This window comes from Rheinheimera baltica DSM 14885, from assembly GCF_000425345.1.
In the GTDB taxonomy this organism is placed as follows: Bacteria; Pseudomonadota; Gammaproteobacteria; order Enterobacterales; family Alteromonadaceae; genus Alishewanella; species Alishewanella baltica.
This window is the reverse complement of sequence record NZ_AUDG01000018.1, coordinates 18,639-34,980: the sequence shown is the minus strand read 5'-3', so window position 1 is coordinate 34,980 and position 16,342 is coordinate 18,639. Positions and strand designations below refer to the sequence as shown.

Genomic DNA, 16,342 nt, shown 5'->3' with positions numbered 1-16,342 from the left:
TAGTGGCGCGAAATTTGCAGCTTACTAAACTTTTGTCGATATAGGGATATTTACATGTATAAGTTGTTGTTAGGCGCTGCACTGGCCTCTGCTTTATTCGTATCAAATGCTCATGCAGGTCTAATTTATGAGCAAGGCCTGGAAAGTGTTGCTACAGGTAACAACCCGTTTAAATACAATTTTAGTTATGATGATTTTACCTTAGACAGTAGCTATGACATTAGCCGTATTACGGTTAATGCTTTTGCGAATTTTGGTAACTTAGACAATATCGGCAATATGGATTGGGAAATTCGCTCCGTCTTAAACGGCCTTCCTGGCGGTATATTGTTTAGCGGCAATGTGGGTTCTGTTGCTAAAAATGATACTGGCTTAAATTTCAGCGGTTGGGATTTAGTTGACTACAGTATCGATGTAACAAGCTTTAATTTAATGGCTGGAAGCTACTTTATTGGTCTTAGAGCCAATAACGCACAAAATGTACACCTAACCTTAATTAATAATCGGGTAAATATTACCGAAGCCCTTGTTGCTAATGGCTCTGGCTATACTGGTTATTGGGGCGGCAGAGACTTCGCTTACCGGCTTGAAGGTGAGCCAGGTGTAGCGTCAGTACCGGAACCCCTTAGCATTGCATTGCTTGGTCTGGGTTTAGCGGGTATTGGTTTTTCACGTAAGAAGAAAAAAGTCTAAGCTTTAGTAGCATACTTAAATATTTTTATAGAACCTCAGCAAGTCTGAGGTTTTTTTATGCATACGATGCGCATTCAAGCGGATAAATTTATTCTCCAACAAACAGATGATTAAGTTTTTACATTAATCTGATATTCACTTTTCTTGCTTTTTATTTGCTATTCCCCTGCCAAGCTAAATATTCTTTGAATGCAAGGTGTGATAAAAAAATGCTAAAGCTGAATGGATTTATAGCGGCAATTCAACAAGCCATAGAAACAGCTTCTGATGCTGTAGCAAAGGAAAACGTCAAAATTCTCACCAGCTATTTTGATGAAGTGCCGATGCGTCAATCGCCTGAGGAAAACCCAAACAATAATGTCAAAATTGAGCCATTTTTAAATTTTGATCCCAAATCAAATAAAACACAGCTCATTCCTAAAATGGTGGCCATGACGTACCCGCGTGAAACGGCTAAAGGCATCGTTGAACACCAAGTGATGGTACCGCTTATCTCCCTCGCTCCGATTACCACACTACAACCTACCGAAATGACAGTAGAAATTGATTTAGAGTTTTTAGAAAGAGATGACGACATTATTGTTGGCTTTCCTCAACTGAAAAAATCCATGTTTGGCGGTGAAAAAACTCAAGACAACAAACCTAACGCCAAACTCACGATGAAAATAACAACAACAAACCGCCCCGCGGGAATAAGTGCTGTGATTGAAGGGTATGACAAAGTTGTGCGCGCGCAAATACCAAGTTAGAGCGTTCCCGATCACATTGTGTTGATCAACATTAACCAGCAGAAGGAAAGACAATATGGCAGATACATCAAATGGTCCAGCCCTGGTCTCCATGGCGCAGCAGTTTACCGGTTTACCTATGGGCTCATTAATTGGTGGCCCGTTGATGGCCGCAGCAAAAGCAAATCAACAAATGGCGCTAACCCAAGTTGATTTTCTAATGAAGACCTGTTTTACCCAAGCATCAAACACAAGCGGGGGTAAAACGGATGCTAAAGTTTACCAACCAACAATGATTGAAATGCAGTTAACCCGAGGGGTGATTACACCAGGAGCAAAAGCAGGTGATCCTGCTGTAATTCAAAATATAAACTCAACAATTAAATTACCACTATTAACTATCTTACCGCTGAATTCCCTAGCGGTTGACAACGTCAACGTCAACTTTGTAATGCAGGTAAACAGCAGTTACAGCGAAGACCACAGTGATACCAGCTCAGAGTCTACTCATGCAGAAGGCAGTTTTGACGCCAAAATTGGCGGATTTTTATGGAGCGTAGAAGTGAAAGGCAGCGTATCGCATGATAGCTCAAGCAGCACCACCAACAGTACGCACTATCAAAAAAGTAACTCAGCGACATACACAGTAGATGTGCATGCCGGGCAACTCCCTTTACCACCTGGTGTCGGTGTCATTATACAAGCCTATACCAACAACATTACACCGATAGAAATGCCTGCTCAAGAAAAAGCAGCCTAGACACGGAGGGCATCAGCAAGCTGATGCCCGCATTATATGAGGTAATTATAATGAATACGGTAACAATACAATGCCCACATTGCCACCAGGGTTCCATTGCACTTGAACCCAGATTATTGCTTCAAGGCGCAATTTTTACTTGTTCACTCTGTGGTTCAGGCTTGTCTGTGGCAAATGAAACAAGCACACAGTTACTTGAACAAAGTCTTGATAAGCTGGAACAAATAAAACAGCATGCCCATGCTAAACCTTTGATGTAATGCCATGATCATTGCAAGCTGGAATTTAGAAAAAAATGGCCAATCTTCGTCTTTGGAGAAACAAAGTAAAGTCTCTGACTTTATTCACCAACTTTGTGCTTCAGATGGCCTTGGCGCAGACGTGCTGTTTTTGTGTGAAGTACATAGCGCACGCTCACTGGACTACATTAGTTTTCTGCAACAGGTGTATCCTGATTACACTATTCATACTGTTCATGGCGGCTACAGTAACGACTACGTTATTATGTTTCGTACAAATCAAACGATTCAGTGGATCCAGGATATTCCGCTGCGTTATTTGAATCGCAGCCTAAGCATTTTTTCCTTACAAGGAACCTATGTTGGTTTTGCACACTTTAAATCCGGGCAGACCAATTTAACGAAAAGCCAAATTGAATGGGCAGCCTTAATACTAGAGCACAATAGCACCTCTAATTGGCTCATCACCGGCGATATGAATTGGGATTACAGTAAGTACAACCAACTCGCTATGCCTGCAGGAGCACATGCTTATAGTTATTGGCAAGATTGTACACAGCGTAAAGGTGGTATTTTAGATTGGTGTATTGCGGGGAAAAATACCCAGGTTAGCGGCTTTGATTTGGCTAACCCTATGAAATGGAACCCGGCTTATTCAGATATGTCGGGGCCGGATCATAAACCAGTCGTTTATCAGGCAGACTAAGGCCTTATCGAAATGGCAACTTTAACTGATAATATTTTAACGTTTTCGAATGGACCTGTTCAACTAAACAATTATTGAGCAAAACGATTCAGCTCAACGAATCAGTAAAACATTTTACAGGCCATAGCCGCCGATATTACATAGCAACAACTACAACAAAGCCAAAATAGCAGCATTTTATGCTGCAAAACCAAATTATAGCCATGTTAATTATGGTTTTTACCGCAAAATAAACCAGCCAATTTTGCCGCATTTTCATTAGTATAGCCTCAAGGTTTTATGACCCTGATAGATAATTGCTCACTCGGCTTTGCACCTACTGTTGTGCTATGCCCCTGTTACAGGCTGACTTATGTTATTTAATGCTGATTTAACCACCCAATGCGCACTACGACAAAAAATTCGTGATTTTTACCGTATCGACGAGAATACCGTTCTTGATCACCTGTTACCTTTAGCGGAAGTCGGTGTAAAAGCCCGAAGCCGCGCCTGGGAGCGGGCACGGCAGATTGTCCATACTATTCGAAAAGATCAGGACGGCCAGGGTGGTATTGATGCACTGTTAAATGAATTTTCGTTATCTAGCGAAGAAGGCGTGGTTCTGATGTGTCTGGCCGAAGCCTTACTACGTGTGCCCGATAAAAGCACTCAGGAAGCCCTGATCCGCGATAAGTTAGCCAAAGGCGATTGGAGCTCACATTTAGGTAGCAGCGACTCCTTGTTTGTTAATGCTTCTTCCTGGGGGTTGTTAGTTACCGGTAAAATGGTGAATTACAACGATAAAACCAAGGCTAAGCAATTTGGCATACTGAAAAAAACCCTGGGCCGCTTAGGTGAACCCGTGATCAGAAAGTCAGTTAACTATGCCATGAAAATTATGGGCAAACAGTTTGTCATGGGCACAACCATTGATGATGCGATTAGCCGGGCCGCCGATACAGAGCAAAAAGGCTATGTGTACTCCTATGACATGCTGGGTGAAGGTGCCCGCACTATGCAGGACGCTGATCGCTACTACCAAAGTTACTTAACTGCTATTCATGCAATTGGCAAAGCAGCCAACGGCAAAGGACCGATAAAAAGCCCTGGCATTTCAGTAAAGCTGTCTGCTATTCATCCACGTTATGAGTTCAGCCATCGCGAGCGGGTAATGGCTGAGCTACTACCTAAGCTTAAAGCCTTGGTGTTAGTTGCTAAAAGCTACGATATTGGTTTTACCGTCGATGCAGAAGAAGCCGACCGCTTAGATATTTCGCTGGATATCATTGAAGCCATATTAAGCGACGACGAGTTGGGTGACTGGAGCGGCTTTGGCCTGGCCGTTCAAGCCTATCAAAAGCGCGCAATTTTTGTCATTGAATGGCTAACCGATTTAGCCCGCAAAGTTAACCGTAAATTGATGGTACGACTGGTAAAAGGCGCTTACTGGGACACTGAAATTAAAACCACTCAGCAAAAAGGCCTTGATCACTATCCGGTATTTACCCGCAAAGCGTCTACAGACGTGTCTTACAAAGCCTGCGCCATTAAGCTGCTGGAAGCGCGAGATGTGTTGTACCCACAATTTGCCACGCACAACGCCTACACAGCGGCCACCATTTTAGAAGTAGCTAAAGGCAACAACAGCGGTTTTGAATTTCAACGTTTACACGGTATGGGCGAATCTCTGTTTGATCAAATTGTCAGTGCTGAGAAAATTCAGTGTCGGGTTTATGCCCCGGTAGGCGAACACGAAAACTTGCTGGCCTATCTGGTACGCCGTTTACTGGAAAATGGCGCTAACTCGTCTTTCGTTAATGCCATAGTGGATACAAGCCAACCCGTTGAAGCGTTATTGCCCGACCCCGTAGAAACCCTGCAAGGCCTACGCAATAAGTACAACACGCAAATTAAAATGCCCGTTGATTTATACGGCGCTGAACGGGCTAACTCAAAAGGCTTAGATTTAACGGATATAGACACCTTATTGCCGTTTAAAGCGAACCTGGACAACTGGTTAGCTGAACATCGGTTTGCGCAAAGCGATATTCCTGCTGGTGCATCAGCTGTGAGAAACCCAGCCAATCGGCAGGAGATTATCGGCCATTTTACCTTGCATAATGCCGATGATATGCAAAAGATGCTGAGCAATGCTGATGCCGCATTTAGCAGTTGGTCACAAACACCCATTACCCAACGTGCAAACTTGCTGCGCCGCATCGCGGATATTTTAGAGCGTCATCATGACGAACTGGTGGCTATTTGTATAAAAGAAGCCGGAAAAGTGGCACAAGATGGCATTGACGAAGTACGTGAAGCAGTAGATTTTTGTCGCTATTACGCCGCCCGGGCAGAAGAGCTGGCCAAAGACGAACGTTTTGAACCGCGGGGGGTCGTGCTGTGTATCAGCCCGTGGAATTTCCCGCTGGCAATATTTTTAGGTCAGGTCGCTGCCGCTATCGTTACCGGTAATACCGTCATTGCCAAGCCAGCAGAGCAAACTTGTCTTATTGCTTTGCGGGCCATTGAGTTAATGCATGCCGTTGGCTTACCAGAATACGTAGTACAAGCTGTCATTGCCCGAGGCAGTGACGTAGGCAATACCTTGCTGCCCGATGCCCGTATTCAGGCAGTGATGTTTACCGGCTCAACCGAAACGGGTAGCCTAATCTCCCGTACGCTGGCCGCCCGTAATGATATTCAGGTACCGCTTATCGCCGAAACTGGCGGCCAAAACTGCATGATAGTGGACTCCACTGCCCTGCCAGAGCAAGTGGTAGACGATGTTATAAGCTCAGGCTTTCAAAGCGCTGGTCAGCGCTGCTCGGCATTGCGAGTGCTGTTTATTCAGCAAGATGTCGCAGATGGCATTATCGAGATGATTAAAGGCGCATTAAAAGAATTACATGTGGGCGATCCGGCGCTATTAAGCACCGATATTGGCCCGGTAATCGATGAAAGGGCGTTAAAAACCCTACAACAACATGTAGATTATTTAGCCGACAAAGCCACGTTGCATTATCAATGCAATATTCCGGATAACGCGACACAAGGCGCGTTCTTTTTTGCGCCGCGCTTGTATGAAATCAGCGATTTGTCATTACTCAAACGTGAAGTCTTTGGCCCTTGTGTGCATGTTATCCGCTATAAAGCCAGTGAACTGGATAATGTTATCGACCAGATTAACGCTACCGGTTACGGTTTAACAATGGGCATTCACTCGCGTATTGAAGACCGCTGCAACTATCTGGCGAAAATGTCACGTGCCGGTAATGTGTACATTAACCGTAATATGATAGGTGCCATAGTAGGTGCGCAGCCATTTGGGGGGAGAGGTTTGTCTGGCACGGGCCCCAAAGCCGGTGGCCCCAACTATTTACTCCGTTTGGTTAAAGAGAAAGCCTCGCCAGAAAATGTGCAGATGACGAACTTAACCCCAGACCAGTTAAACTTGCACCACAACCCGGATGCTGATGCCCAGGTGCAGTTGCTGATGGCAAACTCAATGCGGGATGAAAAAACCTGGCGTGCCACCCCGTTGAACGATCGCGTGTCGGTATTGCGGCAATTACTGGCCAAAATAGCCACTGTCGACATTATTGACGAGTTAGCCGACGACTTAGCGCTAACCTTAGCCGATGCCCGTGCACAGCTAAACCGGCTGGAAAAACATATGCGCAAGTGCACCACATTGCCCGGCCCTACCGGTGAGTCTAATACGTTGCACATAGAGCCTCGTGGCTGCGTCGTATGTTATGCCGATAAGAGTACGTCATTTAATTTCTGGGCTATCTCCATTATTACTGCACTTGGGGCCGGTAATACGGTTATCACGGTAGCGTCTGAGTTGTTTTTTGAAGAGGCCATGGCCTTTAGAGACAAATTCATTGCCACGGGTGTCGCACCCGGTGTGTTTCAGGTTGCTAAGCCGGACCAATTGCAGGCGATTTTAGCCCATGCGCATTTGGCTGGCGCCGTGGTTGCAGCACGCTCATCGCGCTTAGGCTACTTTAGCGAGCAGTTAGCGCAGCGAGAGGGGGCCATTTTGCCGGTGATCAGTGCCGAGTACTATGACACGCTAATTAAACGGCTGGTTACCGAGAAAACCATCAGTATTGATACCACCGCATCTGGCGGAAATACGTCGTTAATGACGATGGTTGAGGATGATGAGTAACCGGTTAATTTAACCCTATTCATCTGCTGTTCGTCATCCTGCGGGCCATTATTTCGGCTGGCCCGCAGGCATTTAACTGCATTAAAGCACTGTTTGTGATGCTGATCATTTTTCTGTAGACTCCGTTTTTTTAATTTGTGTCGCACTCAAAACGTGTAATTAACAACGCTCGAAAGGGACCTTAAGCCATGGCAAAATTTAAAGTACCTCATACGCTTACATTGCTGTTTAGCATGATGGTGCTAGCAATGATCGCTACATGGTTAGTACCACAAGGCTTTTTTGCTACAGAAACCTTAGCCAATGGCCGCACTGCCGTTATTCCCGGTACGTTTACCTTGGTAGAAGAACGTCAGTATTTGACACCTTGGCAACTACTAACGGCCATACCCCGTGCTTTTGCCAGCGCGCAGGATGTGATTTTCTTTGTGATGATTTTGGGTGGTGTACTGTCTATTGCCCGTGCAACCGGTACCGTAGATGCCCTAATTGGCCGCTTACTTGAGCGCCATGGCAAAAAACCACACATGTTAATCTTTATGGTGGTGTTTTGTTTCGCTATGGCCTCTAGTTTTATCGGCACTGCAGGCGAATACATTCCCTTTGTACTGATCCTGGTAGCATTGTGCAGGGCTATGCGGTTGGATGCCATGACTGCTGTCGGCATGACAGTAGCAGGCTACGGCATAGGTTATGGTGTGTCTGCTTTTAACCCCTTTACAGTACTGATTGCCCAACAAATTGCCGACCTGCCCCCCATGTCAGGCAACTGGCTGCGATTTGCTATTTTTGTACCCTTTGTATTAATTGGTTTTCATCATGTCTGGAGCTATGCCAAAACCGTATTGGCTGATCCGGCCAACTCTATGGTTGCCGACCTGCCCTGCCCGCTGGGTGATAAAACAGAAGTGCACTACCCAACACTGGCATTAAACCATAAACTAATTTTGGCCAGTTTTGTTGGCACCATTGCTTTAGTCGCTTACGGTATTAAAGTGCATGGCTGGTACCTGTATGAATTAAGCGCCTGCTTTATTGCCTGGGGCATATTCGCCGCGATTATTGGCCGCATTTCAGCTGATACCGCTGCGCAAAAGTTTATTGATGGCGCAATGGAGCTAACCACCACGGCGATGCTCATTGGTGTTGCCCGCGGTATTTCTCTGGTAATGGAAGATGGCCAGATTTTACATAGCCTGGTTCACGGTATGTCACTGCCGCTATCCTATGTTGGTGCAGAAGCCGCAGCGGTGGGCATGCTAATTATTCAGACGTTGCTTAACTTCTTTGTACCCTCAGGTAGTGGCCAGGCTTACGTTACCATGCCACTTATGGTGCCATTAGCAGACTTACTGCACATTCCACGACAAGTGGCGGTATTGGCATATCAGTTTGGCGATGGTTTCTCTAATATGATCATCCCCACCAATGCTGTACTAATGGGTATTATCGGTATTGCCGGTATTCCGTATGGTCACTGGTTTCGTTTTTGCCTGCCTTTAATACTGAAATTAATGCTGGCATCATCCGTAGTACTGGTGCTGTCAGTCATGTTTGGTTATGGCGCAGGGCTACAACCCGCAATGTAATGTAATCAGGCCGGTTTTACCGGCCTGATTTTGACTAGTCGATAGTAAGTAAAACCTTAACGTTATCGGATACCGCGTCGGAACTAACATAGCCAATAAGGTTTGGGTTATTTGCTACCAGGCTCAACACTTCGCTATCAGACGCCACTTCTTTGGGCGGTGTACCTTTGCCGGTAAACACCAACTTCGACCAATACGCTTTCACCTGGCTCGACGAGCGTCCCAGTGCCTTTTGATCGAAGTCAGCCCTAAGCGGTGATGAATCATTTAAGTTTACCGGTATAGCCGATGAGCCGTCTGGAAATGAGCTCATTTTACCGGTATACAACCGCACCAAATCATCCTGGGTTAAGCTGGTTTGGTTGGAAGGATGCGCTACCACAGCGATGGCGGCGTGAACTGCACCTGGCAGTAATAAACTGCTAATAAGTAACATTGTTTTCATGCTGCCTCCTTAAAAAACCAGATCTACACCAAAGGTAATAGATTTGCTGTCTCCCGCCACCATAAGACCATCGTAGCCGTTGTCTTTCACATCATCATACTGCAGTTTAAAAGCGGCAGAGCTGTGAAAGTCGTATCTAAATCCCAGGCTGGTGGTATTGTGAACCTCTCCGTCGCTGTCAAAGTCAGCATACGAAATGTAAGGCGTTATACTGTTAAAGCGATAGCCTAATGACACCATGTAGGTATCAAATTTACTGCCATCCAAATCCAGCTGGTTAAGCTCACTTAAAAACACAATATTGTTGTAATCGATATTAAAAGATACACCAGCAAATTTACCTCTACGCTCTGTACTGCCGTTCCATGTTTGCTGCACATCAACGCCGTCTTCATTGATAAACCGCTCATTAACATAGGTCATATAGGTTAGACGAACATCCAACCAATCGCGGTTAAAACTTACAACACCGCCGATAATGTCCTTCCATATTTCCCGTGTTGCTGCGCCAAAAAAGAAATCAGACAGGAGTTTGTTGTCACGGTCATCCTCTCGTCCGGTATAAATGTTACCGCTCACATCCCAACTGCCCAGTTGAGTATTAAACAGGGCATTAATACCGGTGTAGTTAAAGATTTGCCAGGTATAATTATCCGCTGGCGGGCGCAGCCAAAGATAAGCAAAACCTACGTCAAAAAAGTCTGAATAGTAGTACAACGGCAAACGTTTCTTACCTGCCTGAATAGTCCAGGTATCGTTTACCTGGTAAGAGATATAAGCCCATTCAAAACTAGCATCAAAGTCATCTGCGCCGCGGGCTACAATTTGCCCGGTAACCTTCAAACCGTCCATTAAATCTGCCGAAACTTGCAACCCCATACGACTATCTGGTTTAAACGACCACTCTTCTTCGTATACTCCTACCTGAGGATAATTTGCCAAAAAAGTGGGTGGCAAACCAAACTCCTCCACTCCACTCCCGCTTAATACCCGACCTCCAGCTATAGTGGCGAAACCTGATATATTGATTTCAGCCATAGCAGTGTAAGGCAGTAACAATACAATGCTGCTAATACCGCTTAACAGTGACTTTTTCATAAGCACTCCTAGTATTCCTGGGCTATGTTCCCAGCCAAAGGTTTTTTAACCTTTGGCTAAACATAGTTCAGCAAAGATTACATTGCTGGAAAAAGCATGAAAAATTAAGTGTTTGTTCTTATTTTGGTTACACCTAAAGCCTGTAAACAGGCCACTTAATGTGATCACACAGCAACATATCTAGCGATTAGTAGATTGTGCAGGCTACTACTGGCAATTTGCTAGCATCCTGATTAGAGTGTCTGCACTACAATGAATATTGGGATGGCGTTATGAGCCAGGCAAAACAAATTGCCGAAATTATTTTAAAGGGCTTCCGCCGCCATTTCGGATTATTTCAGGCGATTACCGCCAACGCCAAACAACGTTTTGAACTGGCAGACTGGTGCGCATTTCAACAAGATAGCTCCGAGCGTATTTCATTTTATGACCAACGTGTTACTGAGGCTATTGCCCATCTTGCTTCTGAGCTGCCCTCACAATGTTTAAATGAAGCGCTATGGCAACAAGTGAAGCAACACTACATGGCATTTCTGGCATTTCATCCCCAGGCTGAACTGGCTGAAACATTTTATAACTCAGTATTTTGTCAGCTGTTTGACCGCAAGTACTTTCATAACCAAAATATTTTTGTTGAATCAACCTTAAGTAAACAGCACTTACCCGCCCCCATTGCTTCAGTGTATGACAGCTACTTTCCGGCACAAGATGGCTTAAAAAACACCATTCGCCAAATTGTGTCCGGTTTTGGTTTCAATACTCCCTTTATCAATCTGGACCGAGATATTCGGCTTATTGTGAAGAGTTTTATGGCGCAGTCCAGCCATGGTCGTCACCCCATTTATCAAATTCGTTTTGATATTTTAAAGTCAGTTTTCTACCGCAATAAAGCAGCGTATATTGTCGGTCGTGCGGTTACACCTGATGGTCAACAGCCATTTATTATTCCTGTTCTACACCGCGAAGGTGCAGGTTTGTTCATCGATACACTCGTAACCGACGCCCAACAAATGACCATTATTTTTGGTTTTTCCCGGGCCTATTTTATGGTAGCCACTCAGGTTCCCTCCGCACTGGTACATTTTTTACGCGAGCTATTGCCACACAAAACCCTGGCAGAACTGTACGCCTCTGTCGGACTACATAAGCAGGGCAAAACAGAGTTTTATCGCGAACTACTTCAGCATTTACACAAAAGCACAGATCAATTTGTTGCAGCACCGGGCATTCGGGGCATGGTAATGATGGTGTTTACCCTACCGTCATTTCCCTATGTGTTTAAAGTGATTAGAGACAAATTTGCACCAAGCAAAGAGTTTGGCCGCGATACCGTTAAAGCCCGCTATTTTCTGGTTAAGAAGCACGACCGCGTGGGCAGAATGGCCGATACGCTGGAATATTCTTATGTGGCGTTGCCCAAAAGTCGTTTCTCTGCCGAATTACTGCTTGAGTTACAAGACGCGATCGGGGAATCATTAAGCCTTGAAGACGATTTAATTATTATTAAACACTTATACATTGAGCGTCGTATGATTCCGCTTAATTTATATCTTGAACAGGCCAGCACCGACGAAAAAGCGCATATCATGGATGATTATGGCAAAGCGATAAAAGAAATGATCGCCGCCAATATTTTTCCGGGCGACATGCTATTAAAAAACTTTGGTGTAACGCGGCATAAGCGCGTTGTGTTTTACGACTACGACGAAGTGCAGTATATGCTGGATGTTAATTTTAGAAGCTTCCCTAAAACAGATAACTATGAAGACGCCTTGTTTATGGAAGGTACAGTATGTGCAGCACCCGGGGATGTTTTTCCGGAACAAATGGCAACCTTTGTAACACCACAAGTACAAATACGTGATTTGCTGTTCAGTAAACACTCAGAACTATTAGATGCAGCTTACTGGCGCCAAAAACAACAAAACATCCGTGACGGCGTGGTGGAAGACATTTTTCCCTACCCTGATGGCATGCGTTTTTATCATCAATATTTGGCAAAACAAGATGAGCTAATCGAGTAGCACTGAGCATTGCTTTAATGCTAATACTTGCTACATTAGAAACTGACATTACTAAAGCCATCAAGAGCTAAGCCGTTGATAAAAATCAAAATAGGAACAGCATTATGGTGTAACGCCTTCAAACAACACCTGATGGTGAGCATAGTATTGTTATTAGCATTGAGCCCGGACCAAGCTGACTCTTCATCGCTACCAGAAACCGGCTTATTTCATCAGGTTGGCCACGCATCCAGTATACCGGACAATGTTGTGACCAGCATAGCGCAGGACCAGCAGGGTTTTGTTTGGATCGGCACGCCATCGGGTTTGTTACGTTACGATGGATACCAGTTTCTGTTGTATACCCACAATAGTAATATTCCTGACGGCCTGCCTGGCATGTTTGTCACCGATATTATGCAGCAGTATAACGGCAATCTATGGATCGCAACTGACCCCGGCGGACTGGCAGTATATGATCCTGACAGTAGCAGCTTTTCGCCGATAAAACTGTCAAAGATCGAGAACCAAAAATATCTGCTGGAAAACGCCAGGGTGATGACAACGGATAGTCATCAGGATATCTGGTTTGGTGGTAAAGACGGTCTGTTTCGATTAGATAAAAACCGCCAAAAACTTACATATATATCAGACAAAAGCACGCACGGCATACTTTCTCAGGTACGTGCCTTAATGTCAGTAAAGCATATGGTTTTTGCCGGAGCTAAAGAGGGGGTGTTCGTTTTTAATACCCACACGGATACACTAACAAAACTCACACTAAAATTTGACAATCCGGAGTTACTGACACAGATATTAAGCTTGGCTTACACCGACGACGATAGCGTCTGGATTGGCACTGCCAATCAAGGGCTGTATCGGCTTGATCTGTCAACGATGCAATCAGAACGCATCGTATCATCAGATGAGATACTATCAACCCAGCTGGTTAACGAAAGTTCAATTAACGATATTCTGCAAGTTAATGACAACGAGCTGTGGCTTGCCAGATTCGACGGCATTGATGCGATAAATATTAAGAGCCGCTCATGGCAGCGAAAAATAACCTCAGACAAGTCATCCAGCTACAGTCTTACACACACTGATATTCGAGCCTTAATGAAAGATAATGCCGGACAGGTCTGGACTGGCGGATACGGCAGTGGTGTACGTCTTTATCAAGGGCAACCAGCAGTCAGCCTGTTAAGTAGTATGTTATCTGGTCCTTTTAAATTACCCACAGACAACGTAAGTAGCATTATTGAACTGAGTAACGGTGAAATTTGGCTCGGCAGCAGAGGGGAAGGTATTCAGGTACTGCACCCGGACAAAGGTATGTTGCGCCGTATCAATGCAGAGCCTGGTGAGCCAGGACGACTGCAAAATGGCTGGATAACCACCATGGCTGAGCTAACCCCTGGTGATATCTGGCTGGGCGTTAACCCAGGGCAACTTTATCGGTATTCTGCAACAGATGACGCCTTTAACCTTATTGACGAATCCAACCAGTTTTGGAGCGCCAATGTCAGACGCTTATTTGTAGACAGCAAACAACGCTTATGGATTGGTACCAACGAAGGCATTGGTCTTTGGGATGACAAAACCCAGTCTATTCAACGCATTCGAACCAAAGAAAACGGTGTACTTACTGATTACATTAATGGCTTTGTAGAAGATAGCAAAAACACTATTTGGGTCGCCAGCGGTGCCAATGGCCTACTCAGGATTGAACCCGATACCCTTGTTGCTAATGTCGTACGCTATTCCGACCTATCCCCACCTGCGCATAGCTCGGTGTTGGGTCTTCTTATTGATCAGCAACAACGGCTCTGGTTTGACACTCCTTCGGGGTTATACCGCATTAATGACACTACAAAGCCTGTGGTTGAGCTGCTAAAAATAATCGCCGATGAAGGCCAGCTAAACTCTGACTTTGGTGCCAACTTGCTGGAAGATAACCAAGGTAGAATTTGGTCACAGCGAAATATATACAATCCTGACACCAACACAATCTATGCATTGTCACCTGCTGACGGCGTGTACCATGGTACTAACTGGTACCGCTCTTATACCAAAACCAAAGCAGGTTTAATGTGGTTTGGAGGTAGTGAAGGGGTATTAGTTGTTCAGCCCAATAAATTTGAAAAATGGCGTTACGAGCCCAAAGTGCAGCTTACTCAAGCTACCATTGATGATAAACCCGTATTACTATCAACTAAGAATATGATTATTCCGTCGAAAGCAAAGGGCTTTAGTGTGGAGTTTTCTGGCTTAGATTTATCATCGCCTCTTAGCGTGAAATACCGCCATAAACTTAACGGCTTTGATACCGAATGGCGTTACTCCGACGCGTCACATCGAAAAGTGAACTACACCAACCTTTGGCCAGGTAACTATCGGTTGTTAGTGCAATCCACCAACCGGGCTGGTCAGTGGAGTCCCAATACACTTGAGTTAACCATAACGGTATTGCCGGCATTTTGGCAAACCCATTGGTTTATATTGCTAGCATTAATCGCAGTTGTCTTAGCTATTTTCAGTATAGTGAAGCTGCGCACCCATCGATTGAAACGACAAGCAAAGCAATTGGAACAAGAGGTGGCAAGCCGGACGCAAGAGCTTAAAGCTGTACAAAAATCGTTGTCAGAAAAAGAAAAAATGGCGGCATTGGGCCATATGGTTGCCGGCATAGCACACGAAATTAATACGCCTTTAGGTATTAGTGTAACAGCCAGTAGCCTGCTGCAAGAAACCACTAACCAACTTCAGCTACAATTTGAACATAAAAGCTTAACCAGTGCTCAGTTACAGCAATTTTTGCAGCAAAGTCAGGAAAACCTGGCGTTGTTAATGTCAAATTTGTACCGGTCAGCCGATTTAGTGCAATCTTTTAAAGAAGTCGCGATTGATGCGACAATGGAAGTGGTCGAAAGTGTCAATGTATACCAATGGTTGCAGCAACGCATTCAGTTGCTTGGTCCGCGTATCCAGCCTCATCAAGTTGAAATAATATGTCCGTCTAACCTGAATTTGCAGCTCCCCGCTAAAGCCTTAGAAGTGGTCCTAATGCATTTACTCAACAACTCGTTGATACACGGTTTTTCAAAGAACACCCCAGGTAAAATTGGCATTAGCTTCGAGTATGAAGCGCAGCAATGTACCCTCTTGTATCAGGATAATGGATCAGGCGTGGCGGTTGACGTAACAGAAACCTTGTTTGACCCCTTTGTTACCACCAAAAGAGGCGCTCAGTGTAAAGGTCTTGGATTGCATCTTTGTTATAATCTGGTCACACAAGTGATGGCAGGCCAGATTTCATTACTGCAAAGCAATGGTAATGGCGCACAATTCCATGTTACGTTTCCGGCGCAGTCAGGTAATAAATCATAAAGGATAAAATGAAGATTTGGGTAGATGCGGATGCATGTCCAACCGTGATCAAAGACATACTATTTCGCGCAGCAGAACGTAAACAGATCCCGTTAGTGTTGGTCGCTAATCAGTCGTTGCGGATACCGCCTTCGCGGTTTATCTCGGCCATTACGGTAAGTAGTGGCTTTGACGAAGCCGACAACGAAATAGTAAGGCGTTGCGAAGCGGGCGATTTAGTAATTACGGCAGATATACCGCTGGCAGCGGATGTGCTGGCAAAAGGCGGTGATGCATTAAACCCAAGAGGCGAATTGTATAGTAATGATACGATTAAACAAAAACTAACGATGCGCGATTTTATGGATACACTGCGTGGTAGTGGCGTGCATACTGGCGGCCCACCGCCGCTTAATCAAAGTGACAGACAGGCATTTGCAAATCAATTAGATACGTTGCTACAACGTCATCGCTAAACCAAGCTGCAGCCTTACATCAACAATAGATTAATAAAAGGGCACTGCAATAATCTCAATTAATGCAGTACCCCAAAATG

11 protein-coding genes are annotated in these 16,342 nt (G+C 44.9%); 9 read left to right on the top strand and 2 right to left on the bottom strand.

Annotation, left to right across the window (positions count from 1 at the left end; translation table 11 throughout):
* The first annotated feature begins 54 nt into the window (after positions 1-54).
* From H595_RS0107770 to H595_RS0107735, 6 genes are all read left to right on the top strand, one after another.
* On the top strand, positions 55-693 hold the full coding sequence (locus H595_RS0107770) for a PEP-CTERM sorting domain-containing protein (protein ID WP_027670706.1): 639 nt from the start codon (positions 55-57) through the stop codon (positions 691-693).
* A gap of 209 nt (positions 694-902) precedes the next feature.
* Complete coding sequence (locus tag H595_RS0107765) at positions 903-1,442, top strand: DUF2589 domain-containing protein (RefSeq protein WP_027670705.1); 540 nt, start codon at positions 903-905, stop codon at positions 1,440-1,442.
* Between the two features lie 55 nt (positions 1,443-1,497).
* Positions 1,498-2,181, top strand: coding sequence for a DUF2589 domain-containing protein (locus tag H595_RS0107760; protein ID WP_037054073.1), 684 nt, complete (start codon positions 1,498-1,500; stop codon positions 2,179-2,181).
* Positions 2,182-2,445: 264 nt separating this feature from the next.
* Positions 2,446-3,126 carry an endonuclease/exonuclease/phosphatase family protein gene (locus tag H595_RS0107750; RefSeq protein ID WP_027670702.1) on the top strand — a complete coding sequence of 227 codons (681 nt, stop codon included), beginning with the start codon at positions 2,446-2,448 and terminating at the stop codon, positions 3,124-3,126.
* A gap of 352 nt (positions 3,127-3,478) precedes the next feature.
* Positions 3,479-7,282 (top strand): bifunctional proline dehydrogenase/L-glutamate gamma-semialdehyde dehydrogenase PutA, encoded by a 3,804-nt coding sequence (gene putA / locus H595_RS0107740; RefSeq protein ID WP_027670701.1) that lies wholly within the window; start codon positions 3,479-3,481, stop codon positions 7,280-7,282.
* Between the two features lie 188 nt (positions 7,283-7,470).
* On the top strand, positions 7,471-8,871 hold the full coding sequence (locus H595_RS0107735) for a YfcC family protein (RefSeq protein ID WP_027670700.1): 1,401 nt from the start codon (positions 7,471-7,473) through the stop codon (positions 8,869-8,871).
* A 34-nt stretch (positions 8,872-8,905) separates the two neighbouring features.
* On the opposite strand, the gene H595_RS0107730 is transcribed toward H595_RS0107735, so the two are convergent.
* Both H595_RS0107730 and H595_RS0107725 read right to left on the bottom strand, forming a co-directional pair.
* Entirely contained in the window at positions 8,906-9,316 is a 411-nt protein-coding gene (locus tag H595_RS0107730; RefSeq protein WP_027670699.1) for a type 2 periplasmic-binding domain-containing protein, read from the bottom strand.
* 9 nt (positions 9,317-9,325) lie between these two features.
* Complete coding sequence (locus tag H595_RS0107725) at positions 9,326-10,414, bottom strand: porin family protein (protein ID WP_027670698.1); 1,089 nt, start codon at positions 10,412-10,414, stop codon at positions 9,326-9,328.
* 272 nt (positions 10,415-10,686) lie between these two features.
* Here H595_RS0107725 and aceK point away from each other — a divergent pair, with 272 nt between their 5' ends.
* From aceK to H595_RS0107710, 3 genes are all read left to right on the top strand, one after another.
* Positions 10,687-12,438: a bifunctional isocitrate dehydrogenase kinase/phosphatase gene (gene aceK / locus H595_RS0107720; protein ID WP_027670697.1), complete on the top strand. Its 1,752-nt coding sequence runs from the start codon at positions 10,687-10,689 to the stop codon at positions 12,436-12,438.
* Between the two features lie 75 nt (positions 12,439-12,513).
* Complete coding sequence (locus H595_RS0107715; RefSeq protein ID WP_156885940.1) at positions 12,514-15,807, top strand: two-component regulator propeller domain-containing protein; 3,294 nt, start codon at positions 12,514-12,516, stop codon at positions 15,805-15,807.
* A gap of 8 nt (positions 15,808-15,815) precedes the next feature.
* Complete coding sequence (locus tag H595_RS0107710) at positions 15,816-16,262, top strand: YaiI/YqxD family protein (protein ID WP_027670695.1); 447 nt, start codon at positions 15,816-15,818, stop codon at positions 16,260-16,262.
* Positions 16,263-16,342: the final 80 nt, after the last annotated feature.